Here is a 20,109-nt window from a genome sequence, read left to right as displayed (position 1 = left end):
AGGCCGCCCCATCGGCGGCCCAGGCTTAAGCAAGGTAATTGCAAGAGCATGTAGTGTGAAATGTTAAGTGTAGAGGTTAAGCAGGACAAGCAGCAAGCCCATCTTTTAACGGGTAATAACTTATTCAGGGACCTTCCGGCGTAGAAGTAGTAAAGTTGTATTGCATCATTTATACAATAAATAGTATTCTGCAAAGTAACCTTTTGCTTTCCAGTACCCTGAATCTATGCGTCTCAATTTTGATTCAAATCGTCTCACTGCTTCTATTAAATAAAATCGGATTTGTAGCTTTAGTTATTCGTTGCATCGTGCGTATATGAGGCGTTTCTTTTTTTTAAGTATTTTCCTGCTGTGGGACACGGTTGGTTCGGGTCAGTCGATGGTTTCTGATTTCAAATCTTATCAGGTGGCCGATGGTTTGTCAAGTAATACCATTACCTGCATTCTTCAGGATCATCGGGGATTCATGTGGTTTGGCAGTCGCAACGGACTCAACCGTTTTGACGGCCATGCCGTGAAAGTCTTTCGTCATTCCCGTAGTGACTCGCAGAGCCTGGGCAGTAACTCCATCCTGAGCCTTTGTGAGGATAGAAAGAAACAACTCTGGGTCGGAACGTTCAAAGGGATTTATCGATACGATCCTCAGAAAGAAACCTTTACGCGTTTTACCGCCATTCCTGCCCAGGAAGTTCGCTATCTGGGAATGGATGTACAGCATCGGATCTGGATTATTGCCGGGTACAAGCTGTACTGTTACGATGGGGCAAAGCTGCACGCATATCCCTTCGCGGAGGATCAGGCCACTGCTTTACACATTTCCAAGCAGGGAACCGTCTGGGTGTCTACGGAAAAAGGTCGTCTGCTTCAATACAATACCCGCGAAAATCGCTTTCGGAATATACCTCTGGCCACGCTTTCCCGTATTGATTTCATGTTCGCCATTGGCGACACGACCCTAATCATGCGTCGAGGCAGTCGGGTCTCTGTTTATCAACCCAATCGTCAAACCACTCATCCCCTTAGTACGAATGAATCGTTAGAAATACGGATTAATTCCATGATGGAAAAGTCCCCCGGTGAGTATTGGATTGGCACTGAATCTGGTCTTTTCATTTATCACAGTCAGACGGGGCAGTTAACGCAGGAGCAAAAACAGTTTGGAAACCCTTACTCGCTGACCGATAATGTCATTTCCTGTCTCTATCAGGATCGTGAAAAAGGCATTTGGCTAGGTACTTCGTTTGGGGGTGTTAATTACTATTCTGATCACCTAACCCGTTTTACCAAGTACCAGCCTTTACCGGGTCAGAATAGCCTTAGTGGTAACGTAGTTCATGCCATTCAGAAAGATAATCAGGGGAATTTGTGGATTGGCACCGAAGATGCGGGGTTAAACAAAATGAACTTGAAAACCGGGCAGATTCGGTCCTTTCTGCCGGGGAAAGGTCCCGCCGGCCTTAGCTATCCTAACATTCATGGCCTGCTGGTGGATGGTTCCCGGTTATGGATTGGAACCCTGGAACACGGCCTGGACGTGATGGATTTGAAAACCGAGAAAATCATTCGACGTTATCGCTCGTCCATCCAACCCGGCCACTTTACCAGCGACTTCATCGTTACGCTTTACAAACGCCGCAACGGAACCATTCTTGTAGGTACCTGGAATGGGCTCTTTCAATACCGTCCCCAACAGGATGATTTCATCCCGGTTCCCTTTTTCAATGCCCAAACCCAAACCATTCACGAATCGGGTGATGGAACGCTATGGGTAGGGAGTTACGGCAACGGCGTGTATTACGTAAACGAACGAACCGGAAAGCAAGGTCATTTCAGCACGCAGTCGGGCCTGCGATCCAATTACATTACCAACATTTATGAAGATAGGCACTGTCAGCTTTGGATTTGCTGCGAAGGAGGACTAACCTGCTATAATCCTGTCCGACACCAGTTTACGCATTACACCATTGAAAACGGACTGCCCGATAACCAGATCTTCCGCATCGAAGAAGACCGCTTTGATGGGTTGTGGATCTCGACGGGGCGGGGACTGGCCCGCTTTGACCCTCAGCGAAATCAATGGCAGCATTACTTTACGGCTCACGGCTTACCCACGGAACAGTTTAACTATAACTCATCGTTTAAAGACACCGACGGTAGCCTTTATTTCGGTACAGTGAAGGGATTGGTTCATTGGAACCCGGCCTCTTTCTTTAAGACCAATCGCTTTACGCCACCTGTTTACATCACGGGTTTACAGGTAAATAATCAGGAAGTGGGCATTGGGGCTAAAGATTCGATCCTGCAACAGTCGATTACCTCTACCTCGAAAATTGTTTTATCGCACGGTCATTCCAACGTTAGTCTGGATGTGGCGGCCTTGAGTTATACCAACCCTCAGATCAATCAGTATCGTTACATGCTGGAAGGGGTAGATCAGAGCTGGATTCATCTGACGAATAACCGCAAAATCTATTATACCAATCTGCCCGCTGGTTCGTATCGTTTTCGGGTACAAGGATCGAATAATGATGGGATCTGGAATCCCCGCGAAACGGTACTAGCCCTGACCATTCTGCCGCCTTTCTGGGCTACTCCCTGGGCTTATCTGCTGTATGCCAGTCTGATACTCGCCATTATACTGGTCATTTTCAGGTACTATTATCTGGCTATTACGGAGAAAAATAAACGGCAGATGAAGTCGCTTGAGATAGAAACCGAGCGGGCTATTTACACCAGTAAAATTGAATTTTTCACCAATGTAGCCCACGAAATTCGTACCCCTTTAACCCTAATCAAATTACCTCTGGATAAATTGTTATCCCGGCCTGTACAAGACCCTTTTCTACACGAAAGCCTGCAAATGATGAAAAAACATACCCATCGCCTTATTGACTTGACCAATCAATTACTGGATTTCCGGAAAGCGGAGGCCCAGAATATTCAGCTTCATTTCGCCAATACTGACATCAATGCGTTGTTAAACGAACTGTGGATTTGGTTTAAGCCCGCCGCGGACGAACGCAAGTTTACCTTCCGACTCGAATTACCCCGCATCACACTTCATGCCTATGTTGATGAAGAAGCTCTGCGAAAAATTCTGAGCAATTTGCTGAGTAATGCCATTAAATACGCAGATTCCTCGATTCTGATGAAGTTACTGCCCTTCGGCAGTGAAGACGAGCAGTTTCGCATTGAGGTCAGCAATGATGGGTATCGGATTCCCGCCGCCTTAAAGGACAAGATATTCGAACCTTTTTACCGTATTCAGGAAACCGATCATGAACCGGGAACGGGGGTAGGCCTGTCTCTTTCGCGTACGCTTACCCAGCTTCATAAGGGCGAATTAACGTTACAAATGGATCGACCCGACGTGAATTGCTTTCGCCTGAGTCTTCCCATCCATCAGGAACATAGTATGGACTTTCAGCATTTTATGGCGGAAAGCATTGTGACGGAAGACGAACCGAAAGCTCCGCAGCTGGACCCGTTAAAATCGACGCTTTTACTGGTGGAAGACCAGCGGGAAATCAGTGTATACATTCAGCAGGAATTCAGCGAACGTTACAACGTTCTGACGGCCTATGAGGGTCAGCAGGCTCTGGAGATTTTACAGCAGGAAACGATTCATCTGGTCATTAGTGACATCATGATGCCCGTGATGGATGGCATTGAGCTATGCCGGGCCATTAAATCAGATTTGGAGTATAGCCACGTTCCCGTGATTCTGTTGACGGCTAAAACCTCCATTCAGTCGAAAGTTCAAGGACTGGAGGTCGGGGCGGACGCTTATCTGGAAAAACCTTTTTCAGTGATGCATTTGGAAGCCCAGATTGAAAGCTTGTTATCCAACCGTAATCGGGTCAAAGAATATTTCGCCCGTTCTCCGCTAACGCCTTTTAAAGGCATGGCCCACACACCCGCGGATAAGGTTTTTCTGGAACAACTGCATCAGGTCATTTACGATCATATTCTGGATATGGAACTCAACGTTGATCAGTTATCAAGGTTGATGAACATGAGTCGTCCGACGCTTTATCGAAAAATCAAAGGGCTATCGGATTTAAGCCCGAACGAGTTAATCAATCTGGCCCGACTTAAAAAGGCCGCCGAATTGCTTATAACCGGTCATTACAAAGTCAATGAAGCTGCAGCTTTGGTAGGATATAGCTTACCGACTAATTTTTCCAGAGACTTCCAGAAACAATTTGGAATTACACCGAGTCAGTACATGGGTGAGCTTAAAAAAAAGTAACCTGACTTTATCGCAGATTTTTACGATTAAAAAGCGAAGCCGCTTATACCCTGAACAAGGATAAGCGGCTTCGCTAGTAGTAAAGTTAGTTAACGTAGGATGTCCTACTGAGCGGGCTGACCGGGAATAGCATTCATCGTATACCAGGCTTCGGTAGTCCACAAGTTCTTACCCGTGCTGCTAACGATGGTTTTTCTATTCAAACGAATATACACCACGTGCTTACTGAGCATACCCGGTAATTCAAGAAATACCCTTTTCCGATCTGCTGAAACCTGAATGTTTTTAATCGTTAAACGCTCATCATTCAGTTTCGGACCGCCGTAATCAGCTGTAGGTTTAAACCACCATTGACGGATGGTGTAGTCCGTTGAGGCTTCACCCGTGCCCTTCGGTAAGGGCTCCGTAAATTCAATTTCAACACCTTTCGCCTGGGCCCGTACCGCAAGCATCTCAAACGTAGGTGTCTGGTTGAAGGTTAGCTTTTGTAGACCATAGCCTAACTTACCCGTCTGCCCCCAGTTACCCGTTGAACCTACTCCACCTATGTACAGTGATCCATCCGGTCCCCAGGCCAGTCGGTTCACGCCAGCTTCGAGTCCCTGGGTGAAGCGAAATACAACTCCCTGGTAAGATCCGTTTACCTTTTCGGCAAAGACCCGTTTAAGACCGCCGTGCGTAACATCACCATGAACCATCTGATTTTGATAAGGGCCCACGTTCAGCGGGGCGGGCTGACTAGGCGAGTTACCAATCTCGTCCTGCGTTAACCAAACCACGGGTAAGGTTTCTTTCAGGCGGGCCGTACCTGCGAAATCTACGGATCGGGAACCATACCAGGCTCCGGGTTGCAGATGCACAATTTTGTTGGCGGGTAACCAGTCTCCCTGATTGTCTGCGATGAATATTTCATTATCCACGCCCAATCCAATCCCGTTGGGCGTTCTCAGTCCCGATGCAATCAACGAGAAAGAGCCATCCTTCCGATTTATTTTAACCACCTTGCCACGGTCTGGAATCTGAGGCTGCGTACTGGCTCCCCCAGGATTAATAGCCGTAGCCAGCGTACCGTAGAAATATCCCTCTTTGTAAACCAGTCCGAAAGCAAATTCGTGAAAATTAGCGGATACTTTCCAGCCATTGCATACGGTTTGGTAGTCGTCAATGAGGTCATCATGGTTGGAATCCACAAGTTTTGTCAGCTCCTGTTTCTGCATGACGTAGATTTCATTGTCTACTACCTTAATGCCCAGCGGTTCGGCTAAGCCATAAGCGATGCGTTTCACCTGAATCTGCTGGGGATTCGTTGCTTTTCTGGAGTCAATCAGATAAACCGAGCCGAGTGAATCCCAGGTGCTTACCACCATTCGCCCATCGGGAAGAAAGTCCATCCCACCCACTCTGGGTTTAAAGGCTTCGGGTCGGGCCTGCGTCAGCGTAAAACTGGGATGTACAGCCGTCAGTGGAGACTGATCTCCCGGTACTTCGTCCTTGCTAACTTCAAGTATGCCTTGCTGGGTTTTCTTGATGTCTTTACCCTTGAATGTGAAAACGGCGGGAGGAACCACCACAAAGGCTTTCGAACCATGAGGTCTCCATTGCAGGGAAACGCCTTTTCCGTACTCGCCCTGGTAATATTCAACTCGGAAAGCGTGTTTGCCGGGTTTCAGAATAATCTCCCCATCGGTGGGTTTCAGCCCGTGGTTAACGCCGTTGTCCACCACCAATTGGTCGTCAATAAACAAGCGTCCTCCATCATCGCAGACAAGACGAAAAACGATATTGGTTGTTTTTTTGATGGTCATCAGTCCACTGGCATGAATAACAAAATTGGTCTTGAGCGTTCCAAAATCCTGATCCTCCCAGTGTAAGGCATTCAAAGAGCCGGACTGAATCGGGGCCATTTCGTCATTGATTTCAGGAAGGGTAGAAAGGGTGCTACCGAACTGGTAAACGTTGATAGCCATGCCGGGCAGTTCCGTTTGAAGGCTCACCTTCGCAGGGTTCAGAGGCTTGAACGTTACCGGATACGCAGGTTTAGGCATAAGTTTCTCTTCTTCCCGCTTTCTTTCTTTGTCTGCATCCAGATCCAGAATGTAAGAAACCAACGTTGCTGCGTCCTCCCGCTTCAGGTCCGGGTGTGGAGTCATGGGAATAGATCCCCAGTTCCCGGCCCCTCCCTTAATGACTTTTGTGATGAGAGCTTCCTTGTTTTTTCCGGTATTATCGTAGCGTTCGGCAATGGCCATGTACGAAGGACCTACGGTTTTTACCTCACGGTTATGGCAAGTATTGCAATCGCTTTTGGCAAATAAATCACTGACCAGTTGGTCCTGACTTTTTTGTTCATCGGCATTTTTTGTGGCGGGCTTGGCGGTAAAACTGGTTTGGAAATGAGTTTCATCATTGGCCTTTAACAGCAGTTTACCCGTAATAGACTTGAAGGTACTCGTGCCGATTTCTTCCGTACCTTCCTGCATTACCGTAAATGTTCCATCGGTTTGATAATCGCTGGATGATTGCAGGGAATTGAGGTGCAGGTTTAGGGTAACCTGTACACCAGCGGGAATATGTTTGGTTACGAATGTTCGTTTGAATCCGGTTCGATCTCCTGCGGCCTCAAAAAAATCAGGACTTTCTTCGATAAGAATTTTCTTGCCCTGATAATCCAACTCATACTTGAGGGTTACCTGGTTATTGACTATCGAATGACCTTTGTAGGTAATACCCGGAGTAACTTCGGTTCCATTGGTGAGAACACGCCAGGGGTTCGCGTCTGGTTCCTGCATATAAGCCACGCCCACCGATACGGGTTGGGGCCCGTGAGCAGAGGTATAAACGGGGCCGCTGAAATCAATGGTTCCTAACCAAGCTTTGTAAAGGGAAGCGGTTTGCGTGTTGTAAGCCAACCAGAGCTTATCGTGCAGAGCAACGCTCAACATGCGAGGTCGATTATCCAGTACCGATCGCAACACCCAGGCTTCTCTGGGGCGATCTATCGGCGGGTTAGAGCTTTTGACTAAAGGGGTAGAGGGATGAATAAAAGCAGTGCTTGCACTCACTACGGCACCTAGCAGGGCAGTAGAAAGCAGCACAAAGAACTTCGAGTGGTTCATTGGAATTGAAGAGGCGAAATAATTTCCATTTGTATTAAGGTCTACGAAGGTCAGACTTTAAATGACGTTGGGATGATCTGATAGAATCAATTTTAAATCATATCCTCTCAATAGGTTGTGTGTGATTGTTAGGGTGCTGATTTGGAAGAGACTGTCTAAAACCAGCCTATAAAGACCCTGTGTTTATTTTCGAAAGGATAACCTGTACTTATTACTCAAGCCTGTCATCCAGAGCGAAGCGAAGGATCTTATTAGGTTTGCGAACGTATTTGGTCAATTGGGAGGTGTTCGTTCATGTATCCATCTTCTTAATCAATGAAGGTTTCAGAAACCATGATTAGCGTTAAAATGTGATGATTATATACTTTTAGGTAATTTATAAGGGTGGGTTACTTTATTTCATGAATGGTTAATAAGTACAGTGTATAAAGAACGAAACATAAATCTTACTGAGATAATATAATTAATTCAGATTTATAACATAATAATAACGTTTTAATATCAACAATCACATTACCTATTTTTCCTCTGTAATAACCTCTGTTACTTCACTACAACTTCAATTTATCAAAACCCATACTTTTGGCCACGTATTTAGTTCTGTTACGCGGTGGTTTTCCTTTACTGATTTTATCTTCTACAATCAGATCAATTCGGATAAGCTCGCTGATACGTTCCTTCGTTTCCAAAATCCACTGAATTTGTTTTTCAGTAAACGTATACTTCAAACAGGCCGCCCGAACTTTAGCGGCTACTTCGATATCCCCCAGCGAACTTACATAGTCAATGGTTTTACTGGTTTCTTCCGCCAGCAGCTCCCGATCCATACCGTCGACATCCTGAATCTTAAACTTCAGGGACGTGATCTTCTTACGCTCCTTAGCGGCAATTTCCCAGTTAAAAAACAAATTGCAATGCTCCGAAAGCTCTTTCTGAGTGTACTTTAAAATCCGGGTTTCAAAATCCGTGAAGCTTTTATAAGCCGTCAGGTTAAGCCCTAATAACCCCTTCAACCGATCCAGCTCAATAACCCATTCGTTTTTCTTGCGATACATCATCAAAAGCTCATACATGCGGATCGCATGGACGCTTTTGAGGCTAAGAATCGTCTGCAAATCAGTAGTAGTATACCCGTTGGCAAGTTCCAGAAACAGCTTATTACAGCGACTATTGAGCTCAACCGTAATGGTAGAACTGGCCCCTACCCTACCCTCGTAATTGGCATAGGTAAAAGGAACGATGTATCCGAAGTAATCTTTACTTTTAGTAGACTCATCAAAAAAGATTTTTCTTGATGTAATTTTATCCAAAGATTCCTTGATCCGAACCAGGTTCGTTTCTTTAATATCAGTGGCCGGGAAAGAAACCACTAGCTTTTCCTCAATATTCACTCCAAAACCCTGCCGATTTTTCAGGTGCAACAGCGTAATTAGTAAAATATGCTTTTCTACCGTAGTGAATTCCTGTTTAGTAAGGTTGAGACTATTACTAATATTAATTAAACTTTTCATACGCAGGCCCTGAGGTTCTAGAAGTTGGTAAAAGTAATAACTATTACCACAATAATAAAATATATGTGGTTTTTGTTTATCCCTTTTCCATACACCTCATGCAATTTGTGGCAATACCTCATGCATTCTGTGGTAATACGACCTATGCAATCTCATGCAATTTGTGGTAATACCTCATGCATTCTGTGGTAATACCTTATGCATTTTGTGGTAATACGAAATATTAAAATCCTGATTATCAGAAATTTACAAACGTTATCCACAGTCCGGCATTAATCAATTAATATAATATCATTTTATCAATTGATTGGCCCAAGCTCTTTTTCGGCCTGCGTCGGCTCCGCCGCACGCTTATTTTTGAAAGGAAAAAGGGAATATCAAATAGAAGAGAAGGAAGGCGAGAACTAATTTTTTAGTTTAACAGTATTGCTCTGGTAGTCCCATTTATAAAAAATTGATTATCAGTGTTTTAATTAATTACTGCTTTAAAAGTTTATAAAGAATAAGTTCCTGATGAAAATTGATTGCTGATTCAGTTTTCACACTCATTCCAACTTGTCAAAAACCTCATGCAATCTGTGGTAATAGATCATCATTAACTATCTAGCAATCAGACACTTGCATAAGCTTATGCAATTTGTGGTTTTTTCGTAGTGAATCATTCATAAATCTCTGGTTATCAGTAGTATAAATAGGCTTCTCTTTATGAAAACAGTACTATCTATCTCGTTATATATCAAAATCTCATGCAATTTGTAGTTTTTCAATTACCTGTATTAATAAGTTTTCATTGATACTCAGGTATCTAGGCCTGTACATGGTAGCCATTCTTTTGCAAAACCTCATGCAATTTGTGGTTTTTTGAAAACTATAACTAAAATGGCATCAACTATTTAGCCTCTAGAGTCCTGTCTGCCCTCAAATCTCATGCAATTTGTGGTAATAGCAGGTGTTCAATTGCTGCTCTAATAAGAGGGTAATCGTATCTGAAGCTCTATAACTGAGCGATTACCAATGGCTTAGAGATTTTTAAACTAGGGAGACTGTCATTTCAAATGAAGTGAGAGAACTTCTGTAAAATGGGAGGGCTTTAAGATTATTAAGATATATACCTCACGACCAAGTGATTTTTGCACAGGCAAGTAAGTTCCTTCGCTTTGGATGATAGAAAAAGGAAGTGGGCAGCAAGGAAAGTAAAGGAAATGATAAGTGGGACCTATCTGCAAGTCCCACTTATTTATTGCAATTCACTCAAGTCCTTTTCCAGTTGGGCGTAGATAGCCTTCAACAAATACTTTCGGATGGACAACTTCTCAAGGCGGGTACTTTTGGATTTAACAATCTTCTGGATGTTATCCAGTTCACTTTTATGAAGTTGCAGCGTAAAACTTTTGAGTGGATCTGCTTCTTCCTCCGGGGTACTTTCCGGTTTGCTTATGCCATGGTTTGGCTGTACTTCGGATGATATACTGCCCCCCTTATGAATAAATTCCAGTGCTTTTTCGTCGAATGTGGGTGCCTCCTTCGTAGGCATTTTCACCTGTAACTTTGTCTTTGCCATTTTATGCGGGAGTTGGTACAGGAACTCGTTCTAATAACTTTTGCAGAAAATCCGTAAACTCCCGGATTGCCACTGCGTCCTTCGGCTTGTATTCATTGATACCCATTCCACGAATCGCTGCGTGGCTGTACACTACCCTATCCCCTAATTGAGCTTCCAAAAACTGAATATCCTCCGACGCCTTCAAATAATCCGTCCAGGATTCTACGTATTGGCTACGAGCTTCTACCCGATTAAGTAAGGAAAACGAAACTAGTTTAGGATTGATCATTTTTACCTCTCTCACTAGTTTCTCTACTTTAGCCAGGGTCCACATCTCAAAACTCCGAGGCACAAAAGGAATGAGGTAGACATCTGATACAGTTAAAGCGGCCCGTTGCGAAATGGTATCCCTTCCACCCGTATCAATGATAACATCGGTAAACACTTCACTCAAATCCCGGATAGACGTATAGATTTTATCGCCATTCAATTTGACCAGCGTATAGCCTACTTGTCCTTCAAAAGTATCATGTCTGAATTCCGTGAAGTCTGCTGTGGTTTCCTGTTCATCCGCATCCACCAGCAACACTTTTCGACCCTGTTCAGCAAGAAAAATAGCAATGTTGGTGGCTACGGTGGTTTTGCCACTTCCGCCTTTAGTACCTCCTACTGTGATAATCATTGGTTCTGTTATAGGTTGTTGTATCAATTCCTAAAGTAGTTCCTGTTTTAGTTCTTATTACAGAACCTTTCCCTGACTTTACAAACCTATGAAAATTTTATCAGGAATTATAGAAGACACTACTAAAGAACTAAAATAAGTATCTATTTAGGTTCCTGATTAAGAACTTATACTGCAACTATTCACTTTTTCTTCAACTATATTGAATGATGCACGACGTAATAAAGAACCGTACTTTAAAGCAAATAGCTTGATCTAATTTTAGTGATCAGAATTTAGGACAAGAACCAAATTTGGTTCCTATTTAGGAAGCTTCTCTTGTCTATATTATAAGTTGCAAAGAATGTCAATGATGCAATGATACATCTGACTTTTGGTTGTTTAGATAACTTACGTCAACCCAAGTGTGAATGAAGAAGTGAATAGGTTCTTTATTCAGTTCCAATTTAAGAACCTTGATTTTATAAACAGCTTATCTTTAATACCTCATAGCTAGTTTATGATAATCTCTCTATCATACATAGACATTATAAGCTAGCTATGAGACAGGGCCTGAATTAAGAATCAAATTAGGAACCTAATTTAGACCTTAATCAATCACTGATGGCCTGATCTTAGAATGCATGCCTTAAGTAAAAACAAGTATCCGTCCTTAACTCAAGCAATTTCCATCGGACAGGATCTAACCTAGGAATTGAATTAGGATCTTAATCAGGAGCTTTTATTGATAGATCATGTTATAAAGAAATGTGCTAGTAGAATGACGCGTATAGATAACTCAAGTTATATCCACTAAACTAGTTGTAAGTTAAGAAGTAAAAACGGTTCTTAATTCACAACCTGATTAAGAACCATACTATTTCGGAAATAGATTATGCCTAAGGGAGTGAAACTTAGCTGATCATAGATTAGCGTAGTTAAATTGCTTAATAAACGCTTGGTTGTTTTTAATGGATGTATCTATTGGGCCATAAAAGCGGTTGATTATAACTAGTCATTAGTAATCCGAACCATTTCTATAAGTTAGGTTCTAAGATAGGAATCAAATTAGGTTCTTATTTTAGAACCTAATTTGATTCCTGGTGTGAGGTTCCACTCGTCATTATCCTAAGCCTGTCGTCTAGAACGAAGGAAGCTGATTCAGCCGATTTTAAGGTACCTCATGACCAAGTGGTTCGCAAAGGCAAGTAAGTTCCTTCGCTTCGCTCTGGATGACAGATCGGATGACTCTTTTAAATGAATGTATCAGTACGATAATAAGAGTCCTTAACCATACCTATTCATCACTGACACAGTGAAATTTAGATAATTCAGGTTCTAAAATAGGAACCAATTTTTGAACCTGATATAGAACCTAAAGTGTAAATAGAATACACAAATGGTTTTGCATACCTTTACTCTAAAAGAAAAGCTTGGAATAACGGCAGGTGGAACCTCGCACCATGAGGGGCTTCTCGGGGGCAATAAGGGACCTTTATTTAGACTCAAATTTTGACTGTTGCTATCCTACCCATTTAATACAAGTGTAGAAACCACAGGTTAGAACTTATACCATATTCTGTTTAGGTTTTATAAATGAAACTAAATCAGGTTCTTAAAAAAGAATCATTTTTAGTTCTTATTTAAGAACTGTATTCATTCTAAAATATTGAATTATACGTCTATACATGCTTTGTTGAGTTTTGAGAAGGCTGACTCTCTTGATTCAATTATTGATTTTCCGATGATTTTATGCAGCGACCTGAATGAAGGATTTGCTTAAGGTCAGTGATACTTGCAACAGGTATTAATAAAACAGAAGGTTTATAGGATAAGGGAACAAACCAGAAGTCCTGTAATAGTTGCGACTAGGGTAATGGGGCTTGCTGGAGAACGTAACTAGGGAAAATAGGGAAGTTTGACAATCGTACCCTAATTAGCTGATGTAATCCTGTGCATTAACTTAAATACCTTCATTAACGTATTTTACAACTATAATCAGTTCCATTGTCAGAACTTATAATGATTCTATACTAAGAACTAAAATAGGTTCCTAGTATAGTTCTTGCTCTTTCAACAAGTCTTATAAGCCTCTCCATCTGTAGTTAGAGAATAGTTGCAAATTAGGTTCTAAAAATAGTTCTTTATTAGGAATATATTTAGAACCTGCTAGTTTCCAGTGCGTAAGCTCCTTATGATAATTGTCGTTTTAGCACCAAGCGAGGACAATAATGAGAATTAGAACTAAGATAAGAACTAAGATAAGAACTAATTATGAAACTTAAATAAGAACTTAATTCAGAGGTAATGATCTAATTATGAATAGATTAATTATAAAGCCTAAGTTAGGCTGATGTTGAAAGACTGAAGCATTCATAGTTAAAGTACGGAGTTTAATAAAGAGCCATAAGAAAGCGATGGATAAACTTTTGTCGCGAAACTGTCGCGTAAGCCATAATCGCGACAGTTTATGATTATTTTTGTCGTGAAAGTGTCGCAATTTAAAAATGAAGCAGAATAGAGTTTCCTATGAATTAGAGAAGATTGTTCAAACGCTTGCACAATTCAAACAGGGCGTTTCTCTGGAAGCCTTGAAGCATGCTCTGGATCTGGACATTGAAATACGCACTTTGCAACGACGCCTGGAAAAACTAAAAGAGGAAGGGCTTGTGGTTGCTTCTGGTAAGGGGAGGGCTATTACCTATCAGGTAGCCGCTTCTATTGCTTCCGAGGTTCCTAACGCTCAGCTAAACCTAACTGCCGATATTCCTTTGTCAGAAGAGGGGAGGGGCTTACTGCAAAAGCTTTCGTTACCGCAGCATCTTCGTCGCCCGGTAGGTTATAATGCCGCGTTTTTAACCGATTATCGTCCTAATGTAGACTATTACCTTAGCTTAAAGGAAAGACATAAGTTGGCTGAGTTAGGACAAACCAATCGACTGAACCAGCCCGCAGGTACTTACGCTAAAGAAATCCTGCAAAGGCTTCTCATTGATTTATCCTGGAACTCCAGTCGGTTGGAAGGGAACACCTACAGTCTATTGGATACCCAGCGTCTGATTTCGCAGGGGAAGCTGGCCGATCATAGATCCGTTGCCGAAGCTCAGATGATCCTCAATCATAAGGACGCCATTGAGTTTATCGTACAGACCACCGAGGAGATCGATTTTAATTATTACACCCTCACTAATCTACATGCCATGTTATCAAATAACCTGTTGCCCGACCCTGCGGCTTCCGGTCGATTGCGAACATTTGGTGTAGGAATTACCAACTCCGTTTTTACCCCACTGGCCATGCCGCAACTCATCGATGAGTTCTTCCGGGTAATGCTTTCAAAAGCTCAGGCTATTGAAGACCCTTTCGAGCAAGCCTTCTTTATCATGGTGCAGTTACCATACCTGCAACCTTTCGATGATGTGAATAAACGCGTGTCTCGTCTCGCTGCTAACATTCCGTTGAATCGGCATAACCTAGCTCCTTTGGCATTCGTAGACGTACCTAATCACTTATACGTGCAGGGCTTGTTGGGCATTTATGAATTAAACCAAATCGAACTTTTCAAAGATGTGTTCCTATGGGCGTATGAACGTTCGGCTTTACGTTATGCAGCCGTGCGGCAGTCTTTGGGAGAACCCGATACCTTCCGGCTTGAGTACCGCGAAGATGTCCGTTCGCTTATTTCTGAAATCATCACGGGAGGCATGAGCCAGCAGGAAGCCGCAAAAAAAATTCAGGAAGCTGCCCGGAAAATTCCTGAAGCAGATCAGGCCAGGTTTATTGAGACAGTCGATACAGAACTGTTAGCGTTGCACGAGGGAAATTATGCCCGGTATCGGGTGAGGCCTTCCGAGTATATCCGTTGGAGAGAAATCTGGGAGAAAGAATGAAATGATCTATTTCTCTATTAACTGAAGTCCCTCCTGAAACGAGGGTAAGACCGTGCCCATATGATCCAGCCGTGGGTAAATTTTGGATTGTATCTGTAAAGTAGAATGTTTGTGCAGGATTTCACTAAAGTCTTTGAAGGTGGCAGATGATCCCTCCGTTTCTCCCAGGGTGAGGAAAACGAAATGGTTGGTAGAGGGGGAGGAAAGCCGAAAGACTTGGGGAAGGTAGCCATCTGCGTAAGTTAATGAAGGGCTAGCCGCAATGAAATTTCGAAAAACGAAGGTACCTAATGATTCTTTATGCAATGCATAAAGCGTAAAATATCCACCAAAGGAATGCCCCATCAGGGTTCGATTAGTAGGAATGCTGCGATACCGGCGATCTATTTCTGGAATCAATTCCGTCGTAAGAAAGGTATAAAAACGCTCTGCACCACCGCTGAGCATAAGAGAATCAGAAGCGGGGGCTGCCGGATACGTATAGTCACGTATGCGTAATGAATCCATGAGGTACGCATCTTTGTAACCAATGCCTACCAGAATGGACTCGGGTATGGAAGAAGAACTAAGTTCACTAACCTGATCGAAGTACGCGTTGGCATCCAGTAAGTAAATCACCGGATAAGATCGTTTCGGTGACCGAGGGTAGGAGGGGGGCAGGCGAACAAACAGATGAAAAGTATCGGCGACGGCTTTGGAGAAAAGTGAAAAGACGGGAATCGTTTCGGGTACTTCGGTTTCTTGTAGGGAAGGATTAACCAAGGCAGTTACCGACAGGCAATAGTGATGAGGGGGCGTATGCCAGGGATCACTGTTCTTTTTTCGATAAAAGCTTTTGGAACGGCCCCCGAGCTTGATTTCGTACGACAGGGGTTTCAATGCCGCTGAGCCTGGCTCGGGAATCAATTCAAGAACCGCCAAAAAGGTCCCATTCAATGTGAGATTGGCAGATTGGAGATCAAAGCGTAACCAGCCTTCCTGAATGGGTCCCCGTCGAAAAACGGAGGATTCCCAAAGCAGATCCGTAGGCTGATTTTGCTTAATCCGATAAAAACGGATGCGAAAAGAAGCCGAATCTTTTCGGGATTCGGTAACGTAAAGCTGTAGGGAAGTGATAGGCGATTGGTCTTGACCCAGCATAATAGCCTGACCTATTTCCACGGAATCCGTAGCCTTAAACATTCCGTCGGTAAAATGAATCAAAGGGCTCCGCTTGCGAATGCCAAATGTGCGTTCCTTTAGCTTCGATTGGCGAATATGAACCGACTTCAGAATAGTGGATTGTTCCTCCAACGTAATAATAGTGGATGAACGGGTTCGTAGTAACTCCTGAACTGGAAGCCGCCGTTCGCGGTAACCCACCAGGGAAAAAAGCAAGGTATCGTTGGAAGAAGAGGATGGCAATGAGAGGGTAAACTGACCATTCTCCAATGACTGAGTAATCAGCCGAGATGAATGATGGGTGACGTGTACCCAGGCTAGAGGTGTGAGGCGTACCGCATCGATAATCCGCCCCGAAATCAATACCTGGCTGGAAGCAGTCAGCCCCTGCAGAAAGATTCCCACCCAAAATAAAACCCATCTCTTTTCCATAGAAAAATAGATGTAAAGAGTATGGGTTAGGTTGCTTGGGCTGGTCTAAGTGTACATGATGCTGAATAAAATTGTCCCTACTTATTAGTATCGCAAGAGAGTCATCCCTATCTGTTTGGGCATGAGATGAAACGGATTTTCCTGCCTGCGTTTAACTTTCGGTATAATCATCCGGACGGAACACTGGAATTTATAAAGGAATAGTATTAAATTTGATAGTTAGAAAGGCGGTCATTGATCGCCTTTCTTTAGTTTATCCACGCTATGAAACAACAAAAAACTGTTTTTTCACCAAACAGTATAGACCATATAAAGACTCAGGTATTAGGCAGGATCCTTCCCAAATGGTTCAATCTACTCTACCTGTGCCTCTGGTCGATGATCGTACTAAAGGGTACGGCACTAGCTCAGCAACGTCTTTCTACTCCGCAGGTTATTCATTACAGCAGTAACGATTACAAAGCAGGCATGCAAAACTGGGACATTGCTCAGGATGCTCGCGGTATTATGTATTTCGGGAACAATGAAGGGTTGTTAACCTTCAATGGTCATTTCTGGAATACCTATCCGCTGACTAATCATACGGCGGTCCGTTCGCTCGAAATAGCGTCCAATCAACGGATCTACGTGGGTGGACTGGGAGAAATCGGCTACTTTGAACCGAATGCCAATGGAATCCTGACGTATCATTCCCTTTTGCCTTTACTTGCTTCCAAAGACCGCAGTTTTGGGGATGTCTGGAATGTCAGCATCGTAGGAGAGGACGTCTTTTTTCAGTCGCTAGCCCAGATTATGCACTTCCATGCCGGGAAACTGACGGTGTATCCCTCTGAAAGTGCCTGGATCTTTATGGGAAAGGCAACGGGCGTCCTCTATGCTCAGCAAACGGACAAAGGTCTTTATCAGTGGCAGGGAAATCGCTGGAAGCTTGTCTCTGAAGATCCAGTGCTGAAACAACACAGCCTGACTTCCATTCAGCCAGCGGGGCGGCATACTCTCTGGTTGACTACCTTACAAAAAGGTATTTATCAATGGCAGGGCGGTACACTCAGTCCCCAAAAAACCTCTGCTGATGCCACCTTCACCACAGATCGGATTTATTGTGCCTGGCCTCTTGAGAACAATCAATATGCTCTGGGGACCAACGCCTCTGGGTTATACATCGTTGATCGGTCGGGAAAAATCATCCAGAAATATACCTCAGCCGAAGGTCTGCCAAACCCGAACGTTCGGGGAATCTGGCTGGATAAAAACAAAAACCTCTGGCTGGCATTGAACGATGGTATCGCTTGTATTACCCTGAATAGTCCCATTCAATACATTTACCCGAATGGTTCCAAACCCACGACGGGTTACTCAATGGCTAAAGTAGGAAATCTTTTGTATGCGGGTACTTCCAATGGGCTGTACGTCGCCCCACTGAAGGATTCTCCACCTGATTTGAGCAAAGCCCAGGGCGTTTTCAGCGAAATAGCCGAAGGGAAAGGACAGGTATGGCGGCTGGATTTGCTGGGTAAAGAACTGTATATGGGTCACGAGAACGGACTGTTTCATATTCAGGACCGTCAGGTAATGGAAAAAGGTAATTTGCCCGGTACCTGGACCTGGGCGTCTTTTTCTGCTCAGCACTATGTGATTGGTACGTATGATGGTCTACGTCAGTTAACGGCCTCCGCTTCGGTTACGGATATAGCGGGCTTACGGGAATCCCTGCGGTTTCTGTACGCCGATTCTACGCAACATACCATCTGGTCGTCCCATCCCAGTCGGGGGGTATTCCAGATCAAATGGAAACCCCAAGACTCACAGATGGCGTCCGTTCAGGTGTACTCTAAGGAAAACGGGTTACCTTCCAGTCTGTATAACTACGTTTATCAGGCTCGGGGAAAAATGGTGGTTACTACTGAAAAAGGCATTTACGAATTTAATGCTAAGGAGAACCGGTTTGTTCCCTCTGCCTTTTTTCAAAAGCTTCTGGGTAATCTGGCTATTCAGTATTTAAAAGAAGACCCGCAGGGAAATATCTGGTTTGTGAATCATAAACGATTAGGACTTATTGATTTTCAGACGGGGTCACAACCCCAGATTCTTTATTTCCCTGAGCTGACGGGTAAGCTGGTAGGAGGTTTTGAGTCCATTTATCCCATTGATTCAGACAATATTTTTGTGGGAAGCAATCGCGGTTTTGTACACATTAACTATCGTCAGTACCAGAAGCAGATTCAAAAACCCGCAATTTTGTTGAGTGGAGTAAAGGTAACCGGGGCTCGCGATAGCCTTATTTTCGGCGGGTATCCCATGGTTGGGGAAGGGATAACGCTACAGCCGGGCATGAATTCTCTGGTGTTTGAATTTACCTCTCCAAGTTACACCCAACAGAATACCACCGAATATAGCTATCAACTCAAGGGTGTGGATTCGGAATGGTCTACCTGGAGTACAAAAACGGAAAAAGCTTATACCCATTTACCCTGGGGGAATTATACCTTTCAGGTGAAAGCTCGCACGAATCTGGGGCAGGAGTCCGATGTGTTTACGTATGCGTTCTTTATCGAACCTGCCTGGTATGAAAGTTACTGGAGTTATGGAGCCTATACGCTGATTTTGCTGGGAGTTCTGTACCAATTGTTTGCCTGGCAACGCCGAAAGCACCAGAACGAACAAAAGCAGCTTACCTATCTGCATCAACTGGAATTAGACCGCACCGAAAAAGAGCTGGTACGACTGCAAAATCAGCAACTGGAAGCCGACGTCGAGTTTAAGAATAAAGAGTTGGCAGCCATGACGATGCAACTCGTACAACGGGGCGAAGTACTGGGGAAAGTCAAAGACGTCGTAACGACACTGGCTAAAAAACAGGATAGCAAAGACAGTGCCCTGAGCTTCCGGCAGGTACTACGGCTCATCCGGGACGTAGAAAGTAAAGATGCCGACTGGGGGCAATTTACCTTACATTTCAATACCGTGAATGATGACTTTTTTCATTTGCTTAAACTGAAATATCCTGAACTGACGCCCAATGATCTGAAGCTTTGTGCATACCTGAAGATGAATCTTTCGTCCAAAGAAATTGCTCGTCTGATGAATGTAACGGTGAAGGCCATTGAAATTGGCAGGTATCGACTGCGTAAAAAACTAAACCTTAACTCAGAAATTAACCTGTACGAGTTTCTGGTAGATCTGTCGAAAGAACCACGCATGAATGGGTAATGCACCTTTATCAAAGGATAAAAAACGGGCGATCATTTCGTCCGTTTTTTCATTTGATAAGTATTCCAGTCCTGAAATCCAGGTGTAAATTCAGTACTTTCAGTTCTATTTATTATTAATAAAGTTATATAATCTCATCATTTTGTAAGGGATTGATTATGAATATTTTAAGAAAGAGTTGTAGTGGTGAAGTAGGGGATGAAGGGCGGTAAAATAGCTCTAAACCAGCGTAAAGTAGTGTTTATGTAGGGGTGGGAAAATAACCTGAACCCTGGAAGACGACTCTAATTTTGACCCCATAATTAGTTGTCTCATTCTCTTAAACATGTTCAT

At 43.5% G+C, this 20,109-nt stretch carries 8 protein-coding genes; 3 read left to right on the top strand and 5 right to left on the bottom strand.

The genetic code is table 11. From position 1 onward, the window contains the following. Nucleotides 1–316: 316 nt before the first annotated feature. Nucleotides 317–4,252: a two-component regulator propeller domain-containing protein gene (locus QE357_RS21675; protein WP_309712312.1), complete on the top strand. Its 3,936-nt coding sequence runs from the start codon at nt 317–319 to the stop codon at nt 4,250–4,252. Nucleotides 4,253–4,356: 104 nt separating this feature from the next. Here QE357_RS21675 and QE357_RS21670 read toward each other — a convergent pair whose 3' ends face one another. The 4 genes from QE357_RS21670 to QE357_RS21655 all read right to left on the bottom strand — a co-directional run bounded on the left by QE357_RS21670 (nt 4,357) and on the right by QE357_RS21655 (nt 11,104). Further along, on the bottom strand, nt 4,357–7,368 hold the full coding sequence (locus QE357_RS21670) for a PA14 domain-containing protein (RefSeq protein WP_309712309.1): 3,012 nt from the start codon (nt 7,366–7,368) through the stop codon (nt 4,357–4,359). Between the two features lie 551 nt (nt 7,369–7,919). Continuing rightward, nucleotides 7,920–8,879 carry a replication initiation protein gene (locus QE357_RS21665; protein WP_307140600.1) on the bottom strand — a complete coding sequence of 320 codons (960 nt, stop codon included), beginning with the start codon at nt 8,877–8,879 and terminating at the stop codon, nt 7,920–7,922. 1,237 nt (nt 8,880–10,116) lie between these two features. Next, complete coding sequence (locus tag QE357_RS21660; protein WP_307140601.1) at nt 10,117–10,440, bottom strand: hypothetical protein; 324 nt, start codon at nt 10,438–10,440, stop codon at nt 10,117–10,119. A gap of 1 nt (nt 10,441) precedes the next feature. After that, entirely contained in the window at nt 10,442–11,104 is a 663-nt protein-coding gene (locus tag QE357_RS21655) for an AAA family ATPase (protein ID WP_307140602.1), read from the bottom strand. A 2,486-nt stretch (nt 11,105–13,590) separates the two neighbouring features. On the opposite strand from QE357_RS21655, the gene QE357_RS21650 reads away from it, so the two are divergent. Further along, nucleotides 13,591–14,973 carry a Fic family protein gene (locus tag QE357_RS21650; protein WP_309712303.1) on the top strand — a complete coding sequence of 461 codons (1,383 nt, stop codon included), beginning with the start codon at nt 13,591–13,593 and terminating at the stop codon, nt 14,971–14,973. 6 nt (nt 14,974–14,979) lie between these two features. Here the strand turns inward: QE357_RS21650 and QE357_RS21645 are convergent, their stop codons facing one another. Further along, nucleotides 14,980–16,566 (bottom strand): alpha/beta hydrolase-fold protein, encoded by a 1,587-nt coding sequence (locus QE357_RS21645; RefSeq protein WP_309712300.1) that lies wholly within the window; start codon nt 16,564–16,566, stop codon nt 14,980–14,982. Between the two features lie 378 nt (nt 16,567–16,944). Here QE357_RS21645 and QE357_RS21640 point away from each other — a divergent pair, with 378 nt between their 5' ends. Continuing rightward, entirely contained in the window at nt 16,945–19,776 is a 2,832-nt protein-coding gene (locus QE357_RS21640; RefSeq protein WP_309712297.1) for a triple tyrosine motif-containing protein, read from the top strand. The last annotated feature ends 333 nt before the right edge of the window (nt 19,777–20,109 follow it).

It is taken from the genome of Siphonobacter sp. SORGH_AS_0500 (assembly GCF_031453245.1).
In the GTDB taxonomy this organism is placed as follows: domain Bacteria; phylum Bacteroidota; class Bacteroidia; order Cytophagales; family Spirosomataceae; genus Siphonobacter.
The sequence above is the reverse complement of the archived record's forward strand: the minus strand, read 5'-3'. Positions and strand labels throughout refer to the sequence as shown.